The organism is Bacteroidota bacterium, from assembly GCA_018816945.1.
GTDB lineage: Bacteria > Bacteroidota > Bacteroidia > Bacteroidales.
In genome coordinates, this window is record JAHIVC010000024.1 from 33,341 (window position 1) to 48,155 (window position 14,815).

General features: G+C 35.7%; 14 protein-coding genes. 4 read left to right on the plus strand and 10 right to left on the minus strand.

Features of this window, described 5'->3' with window-relative positions; translation table 11 throughout:
- Positions 1–6 precede the first annotated feature (6 nt).
- Complete coding sequence (locus KKG99_04375; protein MBU1012217.1) at positions 7–1,887, plus strand: T9SS type A sorting domain-containing protein; 1,881 nt, start codon at positions 7–9, stop codon at positions 1,885–1,887.
- Positions 1,888–2,052: 165 nt separating this feature from the next.
- On the opposite strand, the gene KKG99_04380 is transcribed toward KKG99_04375, so the two are convergent.
- Together KKG99_04380 and KKG99_04385 are read right to left on the minus strand one after the other, a co-directional pair.
- Entirely contained in the window at positions 2,053–3,096 is a 1,044-nt protein-coding gene (locus tag KKG99_04380) for an RluA family pseudouridine synthase (protein MBU1012218.1), read from the minus strand.
- Between the two features lie 9 nt (positions 3,097–3,105).
- Positions 3,106–3,960, minus strand: coding sequence for a PASTA domain-containing protein (locus tag KKG99_04385; protein ID MBU1012219.1), 855 nt, complete (start codon positions 3,958–3,960; stop codon positions 3,106–3,108).
- Positions 3,961–4,112: 152 nt separating this feature from the next.
- Between KKG99_04385 and KKG99_04390 the strand changes: the two genes are divergently transcribed.
- A complete protein-coding gene (locus KKG99_04390) occupies positions 4,113–5,093 on the plus strand; it encodes a D-alanine--D-alanine ligase (protein ID MBU1012220.1) in 981 nt (326 codons plus the stop codon).
- 27 nt (positions 5,094–5,120) lie between these two features.
- Here KKG99_04390 and KKG99_04395 read toward each other — a convergent pair whose 3' ends face one another.
- The 5 genes from KKG99_04395 to ung all read right to left on the minus strand — a co-directional run bounded on the left by KKG99_04395 (position 5,121) and on the right by ung (position 9,580).
- Positions 5,121–5,699 (minus strand): non-canonical purine NTP diphosphatase, encoded by a 579-nt coding sequence (locus tag KKG99_04395; protein ID MBU1012221.1) that lies wholly within the window; start codon positions 5,697–5,699, stop codon positions 5,121–5,123.
- Positions 5,700–5,732: 33 nt separating this feature from the next.
- Complete coding sequence (locus KKG99_04400) at positions 5,733–6,404, minus strand: hypothetical protein (GenBank protein ID MBU1012222.1); 672 nt, start codon at positions 6,402–6,404, stop codon at positions 5,733–5,735.
- A 122-nt stretch (positions 6,405–6,526) separates the two neighbouring features.
- The gene (locus KKG99_04405; GenBank protein ID MBU1012223.1) at positions 6,527–8,161 is read right to left on the minus strand and encodes a hypothetical protein; all 1,635 of its coding nucleotides are present in this window, start codon (positions 8,159–8,161) and stop codon (positions 6,527–6,529) included.
- A 90-nt stretch (positions 8,162–8,251) separates the two neighbouring features.
- Complete coding sequence (locus tag KKG99_04410) at positions 8,252–8,884, minus strand: sensor domain-containing protein (protein MBU1012224.1); 633 nt, start codon at positions 8,882–8,884, stop codon at positions 8,252–8,254.
- 24 nt (positions 8,885–8,908) lie between these two features.
- Positions 8,909–9,580 (minus strand): uracil-DNA glycosylase, encoded by a 672-nt coding sequence (gene ung, locus KKG99_04415; protein MBU1012225.1) that lies wholly within the window; start codon positions 9,578–9,580, stop codon positions 8,909–8,911.
- Positions 9,581–10,092: 512 nt separating this feature from the next.
- Between ung and KKG99_04420 the strand changes: the two genes are divergently transcribed.
- Both KKG99_04420 and KKG99_04425 read left to right on the plus strand, forming a co-directional pair.
- Positions 10,093–11,214 carry a C1 family peptidase gene (locus tag KKG99_04420; protein MBU1012226.1) on the plus strand — a complete coding sequence of 374 codons (1,122 nt, stop codon included), beginning with the start codon at positions 10,093–10,095 and terminating at the stop codon, positions 11,212–11,214.
- Entirely contained in the window at positions 11,211–11,399 is a 189-nt protein-coding gene (locus KKG99_04425) for a hypothetical protein (protein MBU1012227.1), read from the plus strand. Before KKG99_04420 ends, KKG99_04425 begins: the two co-directional genes overlap by 4 nt.
- A 19-nt stretch (positions 11,400–11,418) precedes the next feature.
- On the opposite strand, the gene KKG99_04430 is transcribed toward KKG99_04425, so the two are convergent.
- From KKG99_04430 to KKG99_04440, 3 genes are read right to left on the minus strand one after another with little or no spacing between them, the layout of a single operon-like run.
- A complete protein-coding gene (locus tag KKG99_04430; GenBank protein ID MBU1012228.1) occupies positions 11,419–12,177 on the minus strand; it encodes a tetratricopeptide repeat protein in 759 nt (252 codons plus the stop codon).
- A gap of 6 nt (positions 12,178–12,183) precedes the next feature.
- Positions 12,184–14,031 (minus strand): BatD family protein, encoded by a 1,848-nt coding sequence (locus tag KKG99_04435; GenBank protein ID MBU1012229.1) that lies wholly within the window; start codon positions 14,029–14,031, stop codon positions 12,184–12,186.
- Positions 14,032–14,069: 38 nt separating this feature from the next.
- Positions 14,070–14,795, minus strand: a complete 726-nt coding sequence (locus KKG99_04440; protein ID MBU1012230.1) for a tetratricopeptide repeat protein — start codon at positions 14,793–14,795, stop codon at positions 14,070–14,072.
- Between the last annotated feature and the right edge of the window lie 20 nt (positions 14,796–14,815).

The following is a 14,815-nucleotide window of genomic DNA, read 5'->3' on the forward strand; positions in this document are numbered from 1 at the left end:
TCTATTATGCAAAGATTTTCTCTTCTCACAATAATTTTCTTGATATTTATTCAGCTTAATTCTTTTGGCCAGATAAGCAGGAAAGGAAATCCACCAAGCTTTTTCCATAATAATTTATCTACTCAAGTTCCATTAATTGAGTTGAAAAAATCAGATAAACCTGCAATTGCAAATGATAACAATTATAATAAAGCAGATGCAACTCCATTAGAAATCGGGTATACAATTAATACTGAGATAAATATGGACAATTCGGGTGTATGGTCTGACTTGCCTAATGGTGACAAAATATGGAGACTCAGCTTGAATTCAAAAGGTGCAGAAGCATTGAATGTTTATTTTACTAATTTTTATCTGCCTCATCGTTGTGAATTATATATTTACAATGAAGACAAATCGATGGTATTAGGTGCTTATACTTCCGATAATAATTCTGAAACAGGTATTTTTTCAACAGAATTAGTAAAAGGAGATCAAATTACAATTGAATTTATTCAATCAAAAAGGGTAAAAGAAAAGGCCGGTTTTACGATTGGTGAGATTGGTCATGTTTATCAATATTCAGGATTTAACGATAATAAACTAAAAGATTTTGGCGATTCCGACCCTTGCGAAGTAAATATAAACTGTGTGGAAGGTGATAATTGGCGAAAACAAAAGCAAGGAGTTGCACGAGTTATGGTGAAAGTTAGAAATTCAATGAGCTGGTGCACCGGTACTTTGTTGAATAATGTCAGAAGAGATTATACACCCTATTTTTATACTGCAGAACATTGTGGTCCGGGTGCTAACGAAGCTGACTATCATAATTGGATTTTTTATTTTAATTATGAGGCGGCAAATTGTGAAAACTCCTCTCAGGAACCCGAATCCAATACCATCAATGGAGGACGGTTACTAGCTAAAGTTGCCTTAAGCCAAGGCTCGGATTTTAAATTACTGAAATTAGATCAGGAAGTACCTCTTTCATTTAATCCATATTTTAATGGATGGAGCAATATCGATCAATCAAGTCCTTCGGGAGTATCTATCCATCAGCCATGGGGAGACGTTAAGAAAATATCTACTTATACCCAACAGTTGGTATCGACTACTTATGAAGGAGATGCAGCAGATTTAAGCGGTTCATTTTGGCAAGTAAAATGGGTTCAAACAACGAATGGACATGGTGTTACCGAAGGGGGATCGTCCGGAGCTCCGTTATTTAATGCCCAAGGTTTGGTTATCGGAGCATTGACAGGTGGAGGGGCAAGTTGCTCAAATCTGACTGCACCTGATTATTTCGGAAAGTTTGCTCATAGTTGGGATCATTTTGCCACCGATTCAACCAATCAGTTAAAATCATGGCTTGATCCGGATGAGACCGGGATAAGCAGTATTAGTGGATTGGATTATAATCAGGAGTTTTTTATTCCCTTATTTCGAGCCGATACGATAGCCGTTCCTGTGGGTCAATCTCTTAATTTCACGGATCTTTCGATAGGGAATATCAGTGAGTGGAATTGGTCATTTGAAGGGGCAGTTCCATCGACTTCGAATGAGCAACATCCTCAAAATATAGTTTATCCGAATATCGGCACATACGATGTTAAACTTGTAATTAGAAATAATTCACAGGTCGATAGTTTGACAAAAGCTATAAAAGTAGTTCCCATTGTATCGCCGGTACCTGCAAGTTATCAAATTAATGTTTATTTAGGAACATCTCCGGTTGCACAAGTTGAATTTACGCTCTATGATGAATCAGGCAGGGAAGTAGAAACATATTATTCTGAAAATGCGATTAAAAGAACAGTTTTGGACATCTCACGGTTTCGCGCAGGATTTTACTTTTTAAAAATTCAGACCAAGGATTTTAGTAAGATGCAAAAGATTGCCATTTTTTAATCCGGCTATGCTATTCGCTTCGGCGGACAAGAAGGGTGTAGTTTAGTTCCTCGTGGCTTGAACCAGAATTAGGATTCAGAACTTGCTCCAGGATTTAATCAAACAATTCCTCGTGGCTTGCCGCGAGGATAGTCAACTTTAAGAATTTTCTTTATTTACCATTTTTTATTCCATTTCAGTCATTCCCTGATTAGCATACTGTTCCCACTTTGATATTGCTAGTTGCATATCTTCGGGTAATTCTGAATCAAATTCAATGAACTTATGAGTTGTTGGATGAATAAAACCAAGGTATTTGGCATGTAATGCCTGTCGTGGTAATATTTTGAAACAATTTTGAATAAACTGTTTGTATTTCGTAAACGTTGTTCCTTTCAAAATGAGGTCGCCGCCATAGGTTGCATCATTAAATAATGGATGGCCGATGTATTTGAAATGTGCCCTAATCTGGTGCGTACGACCTGTTTCAAGCTGACACTCAACCAAGCTTACATAGCCAAAACTCTTGAGTGTTTTATAATGAGTAGTTGCATCTTTCCCATAATCCCCATCAGGGAAAATAGTCATGACTAATCTGTTTTTCAAGCTTCTTCCAATATGGCCCGTGATGGTTCCTGATTCTTCTTTTGGAGTACCCCAAATTAATGCCTGATACTTTCGTTGGATGGTGTGATCAAAAAAGCCTTTTGCAATCTTTGTTTGTGCTATTTCATTTTTGGCAACAAGTAAGATCCCACTCGTGTTTTTATCTATCCTATGCACAAGGTAGGGGTGGGCTTCAGGATTTTTTGTTGGAGATAATTCGCGCAAATAATAGGTTAAAGCATTGACCAATGTTCCGTCATAATTTCCGTGACCCGGGTGAACAACCATCCCTGCCTGTTTGTTAATCAGCAATAGGTCATCATCTTCATAAATAATGTCCAACGGGATATTTTGAGGGATAATTTCAACATCACGTGGCGGAAAGGCCATTACAATTGAAATTTCATCTTCAGGTTTTGTTTTGTAATTTGGTTTGATCTCTACCCCGTTTACAAGAATATTACCGGCTCTTGCAGCATTCTGGATTTTATTCCTTGATGCATTCATGAGCCTGTCCATCAGAAATTTGTCGATGCGTATTGGCGTTTGCCCTTTGTCAACCTTTATATGATGGTGTTCATAAAGGTCACCTGATTCTTCTTGTAAATCCTGATCTTCTAGCATAAAATAATTTTAATAAATAGTATCAACAAGGGGATCTATCAAAACCGAATCGATAGCCAAAGTATCAATAGTTAAGTACTCGATATAATTTTTAAAATCAAATTTAACAGTGGATCGATACCAAAGATTTATAAAATCACCATGGTTCAATAATTCATTCGTGTTCCAGGTTGGCGCTTGTGAATAGACCCTCATCGTAGCCGGATCCTCATCTTCCAGATAGGTTTCTTCTCCTAAGTTGAATGAAGCTTCAAAAATTTTCTTTTCGGCTTCAGCTTTTGTTAATCCGATCAGAAAGGGAACGAGTAGCTTTCTCGGATAATATCCTTTTCCAAGCACAAGATCAATTTTCGAATTTATTTGAATTAGTGAGTCAGCATAAATCGTATCTCCATTATACATTTGAGCTAGGACAGCATCCTGAGCAAAATCAGGAATATAATGAAGATAATTAATATTAAGTCCGGCCATTTCAATTCTTACCAAAGCCTGTCGTAAAGATAAATCAACCAAATTCGGCATGCGGACCATTTCTGCTGTTTTAGCAACAACCGTAACATAGATTTTACGGTTCCGTTTTACTTTGGATTGAGCCAAAGGATTTTGTGCGATAACCGTTCCACTTTCTCTATCGGGTTCGAATACAGAATCGGTAACAATAAATGTAAAATTATTTAGGTCGTTAATACCATCGAGCTTATCGATGCTATAACCTGTGAAGTCAGGAACTGTAATAGCTTCCCCATAATAAGAATAGCTTTTCAGAAACTGAAATACAAGCAGTAGGAGCAAAAAAGTTGAGATTATTGCAATGCCCAGATGTACATAAAATTTCTTTTGCGTCAAGAAATAAAAGAATTTCATTTTTCGTATATTTAATATTCACTAAGTGATTATTTTTGCAATGCACTTTTTAGATTACTATTAATCCATTAGCACAAAAGAATATTGCATTTATGCAAAGATAAAAAAACAATCGCTAATCAAACGTACATCGCAAAACAAGATATCAGATGATAAAGAAAAATGTAGCCATTATCGCAGGAGGTGATTCAGGAGAGTATGAAGTTTCGATAAACAGCGCCAATGTGGTGTATAAACACCTCAGTAAGCAAAAGTTTAATCCGTATTTGATCATTATTACCGGTCAGCACTGGTATTATCTGGATGAAGAAAGTGTATCAATTGATATTGATAAATCCGATTTTAGTTTATTGTTAGATGAGGTCAAGATTAGTTTTGATGTGGTTTTTAATATGATTCATGGTACTCCCGGAGAAAATGGGATCATTCAAGGTTATTTCGATTTGTTGAATATTCCTTATACCTCATGTGGACTTGCAGTATCGGCACTTACATTTAATAAGGCATACTGCAACCGGGTTGTTGCTTCATATGGCACTAATGTTGCCAAATCAATTCACCTGATCAAGAGCCAACCTTTCAATTTAAAAGCTGTAAGCACTGAAGTTTCATTTCCCGTATTTGTAAAACCGGCCAATGGAGGATCGAGTGTTGCCACCTCAAAAGTGAGTGATGTTTCAGGATTGGAAACTGCCGTTGATTTAGCTTTTACCGCGGATGATGAAGTTTTAATTGAGGAATTTATCCGTGGAAGGGAAATTTGCTGCGGAGCATTTAAATACAAGGGTCAAATGATGATTTTCCCATTAACAGAAATCATTAGTAAGAAGGAGTTTTTTGATTACGAAGCCAAATATACCAAAGGAATGTCGGATGAAATTACCCCTGCACAGATTCCTGTTGAGGTTGAAATTGAATGTAAGGCCTTGTCTTCAGAATTATACCAGAAACTAAATTGTAGAGGAGTTGTAAGATTTGATTATATTTTTAACGACGAGGCAATCTTTTTTCTAGAAGTAAATACAGTTCCCGGGATGTCGGAAGCAAGTATCGTTCCTCAGCAAGCCAAAGAAATGGGAATTTCATTGAAGCGCCTATTTGAAATGTTGATTGAGGATGCATTGGTGAATTGAACTAAATCAAGCAATTGTTTAATAAAATTAAACTTTGAATAAGAATTCGGAAAGTTTTTGAGTAGCCCTCGCTCGATGGCTGACGGTGTTTTTTTCTTTTGCAGACAATTCAGCAAAACTTTTTTTATATCCGTGCGGAATAAAAACCGGATCGTATCCAAAACCTTCGTGGCCTCTTTTTTCGCTGATTATTTCACCTTCGACAATTCCTTCAAAAAAATACTCACTACCATTCAATATAAGTGAAATAACCGTTCTGAATTTTGCTTTTCTGTTTGTCGCGGAACTTAATTCATGCAATAGCTTTGCAATATTTTTATTAGCATCATTCTCGATTCCGGCATAACGCGCTGAATAAACCCCGGGCCGACCATTCAGTACCTCCACCTCCAGGCCGGTATCATCAGCAAAACAATCGATCCCAAATTTTTCGTAAACCGTCCTTGATTTTAATGAAGCATTGCCTTCGAGTGTTGAAGCTGTTTCCGGAATATCTTCATTGTAACCTATATCTCGCAAACAAATAATTTCAAATTGTGACCCAATAATGTTCCTTACTTCGGACAGTTTATGCAGATTATTGGTTGCAAATACGAGTTTTCTCATGCAAATCTTTAGTTTAAAATCTAGGTTGATTTATTAGTTAAATATTTTTAATTTATTCAATTGATCAAGAACAAATGGCTTGTCAGCAAAATTTGAATTTTGGATAATTTGATAGTGTTCGCGGGCCGTATCAAATTCTTCCAACACCCATAAAACCTGAATAAGATTTAGGTGTAAAAAGCCATAGTTGTAATCGGGATGCTCATTTATTATTTCTAACATCGTTATCTTACTCGATTTATAATCTTTCTTTGCGAACTGCTCGAAAGCGAGGTCAATATTTTTATTCATTTCAGCATCAAGGATGATCCCCTTGATGGTAAAGCAATTTTCACTGCAAACTTCTACAATATCAATGTATCTCAAATTCGCTGTTGGCTTTGGAAAGAACAGTATAAAACTTAATTTTTCGCCTACCCATTTGAAATCATAGACTTCCGGGCAAACCGGAATATTTTCACTATACGATAATTGGAGTTTTGTATTTGTTAAAGCATCCTTTATGTAAATATTTTTATCAACGCAGAAATTTCCGCCACTTATCTGATTTTCAATGGTCAGTTTGATAATCATCTGATTTGGCGTAAAACTAATTTCATCCACAACCATCGGATGACTGGCAAAAGCAAAATTGGGTTTGCTTATTCCCTGAGCTTGAATAAGAGAGCAGGATAGAAAAAATAGTAAGGAAAAGAAATTTCTCATATCTAAATGTTTAGTGTGGAGGATGTAAAATTAATCAATTCAAATTTAGTCAAACATTGATTGAATCAGAAAAAAAAACCGCAAAGTAAAACAATGCGGTCTTTTCATCATGTTAGTTGTGTTTATTTGAAAACCGAGAAATCAATTCCAAGGGCGATAGTTAAATTATCACGGCTATAGCTTTCTTTATAAGAAACATTTGTACCACTCAAATTGTAAGTTTTATCGTATGTTGCTGTAACATATTTTGTATAAGCAATGCCGAAATTAATTCTTAAGGCTTCGCTCACATTGTAAGCACCACCAATACTACCTGAATTACTGGACATTGTGTGAGTGATATCAGACATATAAAGTGCGTTAGCTCCGGTTGTAGTTCTTAAATAACCACCGCTAATAAGTAGTTTGTCGGAAATTTTATACTCCAAACCTGCAGCAAATTCAATAGAATTTTTATCTATTTTGGAAGAATTTCCTGTTCCTGCCCATCCGGCTTTTCCATCAAAGTAAGTATGATATCCGGCAGCGAATTTCAAAGGATCGCTTAGCTTATATTCAAACCCAATCGACAATAAAGCTGGCATATCAGCATTTGTTACGCCCCCATCAGGGAACATTTCTATTTTGGTACCGGTTTCGGTTAAGCCAATAGTAAATCCTTTTCCTGCAGCGGTTTCGTTTGTTACTTCAATATTGGTCTGAAATTCATATTTAATACCAATATTTAAATCATTTTCCATAAAACTCAGATTGGCTCCTAAAATTGGTGTAACCCCGGTTCCGGTTTGTTTTACATCTGCAACCTGATCGGCCATTAATACTGCACTGGCAGTAAGTTGAGCAGCTTGTCCTGTTAGTGCTGTAGCTGCACTATAGAAACTTCCTTGTGCTTGTGCCAAAGTCATAGCAGCAATTTGCTGACTTGTAAATCCGAATGCTAACAATGCACCTTGCAATTGTTGGCTTGTTGATGCAGGTAATCCAACAGCTACAGCCTGTGCAAAAGTCAAGCTACTAGGAATTCCAAGTGCGAAAATACCATTCATATTATTTCCTGCGCCGGTTGCTTGTGCAGCACCAGCTGTTGCTTGAGCAGCTACTCCGTTCATGAAATCATCAGCTCGAACTGAACCTGCAGCAGTGGTCACTTTAACATCTCTTACAAAGCCTTCATAGGTAGTTGAAGCCATCACATAGCGTAAACCCCCGAAAACAGAGACATTTTCATTTATTTCATAACTAACCCCTGCTTGAAAGCCAAAATTAACCGAATAACCTTTGAACATCATATTCGCCGAATATCCTGTTACACCAAGTGTGCCTAATTTAGGTACCAAAGTTGAAAAAGGTATTTCCATGGTTGGAAGTCCGCTATTATAAGTAGCTGTTCCACCACCGCCAACAGGGTTAAATCCGAAAGAGAATGCGAATTTCCCTTTTTTGTAAGCTGTGTAGAATGAAGGGAAAATAGGAACTTTAGCTTCACCTTCGAAATCTGCTCCATTCAGATAGGGGAATGTACTGTTTACGGTACGTGTTTGAGTTAAATTCTGACCGGAGAATGAAAAATGCCATCCATCGCGTAGTTTGGTTAATCCTGCCGGATTGTAAAATACAGCATCGATTTCGGTAGTTGCATCTCTGGCAAACATACGTATGTATGCTGCACTTTGATTGTAGTTTGTTACTATTCCGCCTGAGAAAGCAAATGAGGTTGCTAAGATTAGGCAAGAAATCATCAATATACGCTTCTTCATAAATTGGGTTTTTTAAATTTAGGCGTGCAATATAGTAAAATTTATTTTTTATTCAATTTTAAATAAAATTTGCGAGGTGGTAAGATTTCTTTATCGACAGAAAAAAAACTTCAATATATGTGCGGAAATTGTAAATAGGTAATTAATTAGATGAAGGATACTCACCCAAATTATAATGCAGACAAAGAATATTAAAATTACTTCAATAAATGAATCTGTTTGGTAAAATGAGTAAATATCAATGTGACCAAATACAGAATTAATCGGAGTGTAAATTAAAAGGCTGCTTAGTGTCAAGAGAAAAAGACCGGGTATCGCAAAAATAATTCGCCAAAAAAACTTCATTGAAAAATAACCGATCCTTATCCATGTTCTTTTGTTTCCCATGTAACCTATAAACTTATGGTAGGAAGATCTATTGCTTGGTATGAAAGGAGAAATTTTTGGCAATAAAATTCCGGAATACTTTTCAAATGTCTTTTCTTCAAATTTTGATAAAACCCAGATTATGCGAAAGTGTGTATTCAAAAATGGTACTCCAACCCAAATTGGAAGAAGGGCAAATCCAACTAACAAACCACCAACTACAAAAACAAAATACAGGGCAGCAATGGGAATAGAAATTATAGAATAAATAAGGCCATAATAAACTCTTTTCTTGATCAGGAGATCAAAGAATTGTGCTTCTTTGCCATCTTCATTTTGCATTGAGAATATCGACATCCCTTTTTTTATTAAGTGTGAATCTTAAATTATTTGCCAATTAATTGGTTTGTTTCCACAATTTTTAAGTATCTCGTTTGCCCCTGAAAAGTGTTTACATCCGAAAAACCCGCGATAGACAGAAAATGGTGAAGGATGCGGGGCAGTTAAAATATGGTGTTTGCCAATATCGATCAGTGCTTTTTTTGCAATGGCAAAATTTCCCCAAAGCAAAAAAATCAGGTTTTCTTTATCTTCCGAAAGTTTCTTGATCACAGCATCTGTGAATATTTCCCAGCCCTTATTTTGATGCGATCCTGCCTGACCATCCCTTACGGTCAGAGTGGCATTCAATAATAAAACACCTTGGGTGGCCCAACTTTCAAGATTTCCATGTTCCGGAATTTCAAATCCCAAATCATCACGAATTTCTTTAAAAATATTAACAAGAGATGGTGGCTTCTTTATTCCTCTCGCCACCGAAAAACACAAGCCATGTGCCTGTCCTTTTCCATGGTAAGGATCCTGACCTATAATTACCACTTTAACTTGATCGAACGGAGTCAAATTGAAAGCGGTGAATATTTGATTTCCGGGTGGGTAAATAGCATATTGCTTTTTTTCCTCAAGTAAGAACTGCTTCAGGTCATAAAAATATGTAGCGTTAAATTCTTCATTTAACTTAATTTGCCAGCTACTTTCTATTTGAGGTTGGATTTTTTCCATTAAACAATAAACTTAGTAAAATTTAAACAATAAATTTACGAATGCTTTGTTATTAATTGTAAATTTAGTTTCTAATTTTATGATTAATTCTGTACAAAGTAAACCAAACTAAACTTTATTCAAAAAAATTCGTATTGAACTGTTCGAGATCATTGAAGAGCTTTTTTACCCAAAATCACCGACTCATGAAGAAAAATATAATAATAATCCTGCTCTTGGTTTTTACCTCTATTTGCTTTTCGTCGTGTAAAACTGCTCAAAAATGCCCTGCTTATGGCGATTACTCTCAATACAAGACTCTTAAGCGCTAAAGTGTTTTGTTATCTTCCCTTAATATTTGTGTTTCATCGTTTATAATCAGCTATTCGTAGAAATCCCTTATGTGCTTAAATTTTTCTATTCAAAGTTCTTATATTTGTTAGGAATATTTAGTTCAATTTTAAATCAACCATAAAACTATGAAAATCCAAAAAGTATTTATCCTACTTACATTATCATTGGTAATGAGCATTCCGCTTAGTGCTCAAAGTAAGGATCAGAAAAAAGAATCTACAAATTTGATTAAGTTCGAAAACCTTATTCAGCTTAAAGCAACAAAAGTAAAGAGTCAGGACAGGACAGGTACCTGTTGGAATTTTGCTACAACCTCATTCCTTGAATCCGAATTACTAAGAATGGGCAAAGGCGATTTTGATCTTTCAGAAATGTACATAGTGCGCCACACTTACCCCCGAAAAGCAAAAACTTACTTAAGATACCACGGTTTGAATAACCTGGCTCAAGGCGGACAGGCACATGATGTTATAGATACCTGGCGCGAATTTGGCATTGTACCCGATGAGGTTTATCCCGGCTTCCAATTGGGATATAATACACATAACCATGGCGAATTGGATGCTTTAGTAAAAGCTTTTACAGATGTAGTAATGGCTCGAAAAACAGGTACCATTACTCCTGTTTGGGAAAAAGCTTTGGGTGGAATATTAGACGCTTATTTAGGCGATGATCCTACTTCGTTCGATTACAAAGGGAAAACATATACTCCAAAATCTTTTGCAGCGGAGCTGGGGATTAATCCTGATGATTATATTGAATTTACTTCCTATAGCGTATATCCAATGTGGGAAAAAGTAAATGTTGAAATTCCTGATAACTGGTCGAATGGGTTATATTATAATGTACCACTCGATGATTTTATGAATATCATGTATAATTCTTTGGAAAAAGGCTATACTGTTGCATGGGACGGTGATGTAAGCGATAAATATTGTTCAACTACTGCCGGAGCTGCCATTGTTCCAACTGATGAACACAGCGAAGCAAATGGACCCATTCTTGATTTTCTAAAGCAATTACACAAACAAAGGCCAATAGATCAAAAAGAAAGAGATCAGGCATTTTATGTGTATCAAACAACGGATGATCACTTAATGCACTTGACTGGTGTAGCTAAAGATCAAAATGGTGCCAAATATTTTCTAACAAAAAATTCGCATGGTACTGCTCGTGGATTTGATGGATATTTATACATGTCTGATTCTTTCGTAAGACTTAGAACAGTTGCTTTTATGGTGCATAAAGATGCAGTTCCAACAGCAATTAAAACCAAACTTGGAATAAAATGAACTACCTCGCAGCAAGCTGTCGAGGTATCAATTTGGAAATTCTTTTTATTGACGATGCAAGCATCGGAGTACCTGCCTGCGCAGGCAGGTTAAACTCATTTATCCCGATACGCTGCGCTATCGGGATTCGTTCATCTTACAGATTTCAATTCACTACGTTTTTGAAATCTGAGTTTCACGAATAAATTTGAAACAGGTTGGTTGCTAAATAATTTGTGTAGATGATTTTGGCAACCAACCTACACTTCCGTTTGCAATTCTGATTTCGTACCAGCTGTCCAGTTCATCAGAAATATAAATTTTGGTTCCTTCATGTATCACAAATAAATCAACACTGTTTTTATTAGGCGAACTTTTAACAGTTACCGTTTGTTGAAATATGATCGCCTCTTTTTGAGCTACAGAGTAGTGATATTTTTGATAAGAAAGTGCAAAAGAAAATAGTGTTATAAACAGGCTTATCGCGCCAATAGTAAAAAATAATTTCTTAATAAAACGGATACCTGAAAGAAAATAAATGGTGCTGAAAAATAAAAAGATTATGAATAAACCAATACTTATTCTGGCCCATCCATTTGCCGAAAACATATTGTAAAAATTATTCCACCATGTTTTTAGAAAAATCTCAGGAACGTTCTCAATATTATCTATAATTCTACTATTTGCTACATTTAAATTGTATTGAATATCCTCATCGTTGGGCTTGAGCTTTTTCGCCTTTTCGTAGAACAGAATGGCTGATGGTAGATCATTTAATTTGAAGTACGAATTTCCTTTATTGTAATAAATTTCAGCCGATTCAAAACCGGTTTCCAGAATTAAGTTGTAGCTGATGATGGCTTCGTGATATAATCCTTCATTATATTGTTGTTCGGCCTTAATAAGTAAAGCATCATTATCGGTTTGGGAGAACCCAATCAGGGTAAATCCAAAAATAAATAATATGACCAGCAATCGTTTCATATTCGTCTATTTTAATTCTCCTTCAATTTTACTTATTATTTCTAAGGCTTCATTGTAGATTTTTTCCATTGTTGAAGCCGGATCACCTGGCGCAAATCGAGCAAAATCGCAATTGTCCAATGTTTCAATAAATTGTTTGGTTGTTTTTTCTTTCACTTTTCTTGTTTGAAATTTTTCTTCAACCGTATCTTTTGAAAGTTCGGATTTTGGGATGCTGAACTTATCACTTATATAACCCCATAATGCTTGCGAAATCTCATTGTAGAATTCTCCTATATTATTTGTACCCAAGTAGGCTTGTGCATTTTTTAAGCTTCTGCGCGCAACTTTTGTTGCACGTTTATGCCGCATAAGCGACTGGTTACTGAATTTTTTCGATTGCTTTTTCCAGATCAGGATAAAAGCCAAAAATAAAACAAATGGAATAATGAGCCAAAGTACAAAAGCAAAAGTGCTGAAAAAATAATAATTGATTTTGCTCAGTAAAAACTTTCCTGTTTTGATATGTAGGATATCTGTTCCGATGTATTTAATGGCCTCTTGACTCAACCCACTGGCAACCACACCCGATTTATAATCGGCTCCCTTTTCAACCTTTATATTGAAGGTAGGGGTTTGTAGAACCTGATAAGCTTGTTTTTGAACATCAAAATAAGATAATGTTACCGGTTCGATGACAAAATCTCCCGGATTTCTGGGGATCAGCAGATATTCAAAAGTACGCGAACCCGAAACACCATCGGTTAAACTTGTGTTTAGATTGTTTGTTATCTTGGGTTCGTATACTTCAAAATCGGAAGGGTATTTAACGTTTAAGCGGTCGATTAATTCAATATTGCCTTTCCCTGAAATGGTTAATTTAAATGTAATTGCATCATTGGTTTTAACCTGATTGCTATTTATATTTCCACTCAAAGAAAATGATCCAACTGCACCGGAGAAATCAATAGGTTTATTAGTAGCCGGAAGTTGTTTTACTTCCATGTTTATTGGATTTGATAAAAGAATCTTTTTAATATTTTGGGTACCTCCAAAGAATGGGTCATCAAAAAAACTGTCCAATAATGAATTTGCACTTCTTCTTTTATTTGCCTGCCTGATTTGTGCAATGCATTCCAATTCCATTGCATCAATGGTCAGGTTTCCTGATTTTTGAGGAAACAAAGCAAACTTCCGTAGTTCGGCAGTAACATATTCAACGCCATTTATGGTTTCGTTTGCTTGCCTGAATTCTTCTTGTGGATTCAAAAGATTTTTCGACCAGAACCCTTGAAAACTCGATAATTTATTAATTCCTATTTGGGCAATGGGAACCTTCGTATAAATTTTATAAGTCAGGATGACCTGTTCACCCAAGTAAGGGTTTTTCTTATCAACCGTAGCCCTAATAAACAAATCATTTTCATTTATTTGAGAAAGTCCTTCTTGCTCATCAGAACCTTGATTTTTCGGAGCACCTGTATTGTTTTGTGCGGGTTGTTTACTAACGTGTACCGTTAATTCTTTGGTCTCATAATCTTTGCCATCAATCGTGATTTTTGCAGGCGGAATGGTAAAATCCCCTTCCTTATCTGCCCTTAAGTAGTAAGTATATATGATAGACATCGATTGAGACATCTTACCATTAATGTTTGAATATGATGAATTTGTTGAGATATTGGGTCCGGATAATACGCTTAGTCCTTTAAAATAGGGTCCAATGAAATTTGTCCCTTGCTGATTTGCGATAAACCGAATCATAAACTGTTCACCAACGGCAACATTGGTTTGCCCACTTGCCTCAAAAGTAACCTGAGAATAGCTTCCCAGATTCATCATTAAAACAAATAAAATAAGTGACAGTCTTCTTTTCATCGTGCTTTTTATCTTTGCAAAATTAAGAATTTATATTACTACCAATCCTTTTCAATTTTTATCGCCTTAGAATTTTTTGCCTGTTCTTTTTTAAGCTTTTCTAAGGTTTTCTTTTCCTTATCTTTCAAAGCTTCCAACATACGCTCTGCATCTTTTTTTGAGATCTGTTTTGATTGAGGTTGCTGATTATTTTCATCTTTTTGATCTTGTTTCTGATCTTGTTGGTCCTGCTTGTCTTTTTGATCCTGATCCTGTTTTTGATCTTCTTTCGGTTGATCCTTATCTTTATTCTTGTCCTGGTCCTTGTTATCTTGCTGATCTTGTTTCTTCTCTTCTTCCTCCTTTAGTTTTTGTTTGGCATATTCCAAATTATATTTGGTGTCCATGTCATTCGGGTTATTTCTTAATGCATGTTTATAGGCCTCAATACTTTCTTTGTATTTGTCCGATTCTAATAACGAATTCCCAAGGTTATGGTAAACTTCAGATTTTTGGCCATTATCAGTTATCTTCTCTCTGATACGGTCAAATACCTGGGCCGATTCATCGTAATTTTTTTGTGAATAAAGTGCATCACCCAAATTAAACTCTCCTTTGAAGGAATTATTATTTATTTCCAAAGATTTTCTGTAATTGATTTCTGCCTCTTTAAAATCGCCTTTTTTAAATTGACTGTTTCCCTTTCGAATGAGCTTGACTTCATTTTGAGAAAAGCCTGCTAGTGTCGAACATATTAAAAAGATTATGATAGTAAATTGTTTCATCATTTATTATTTTAAAATTT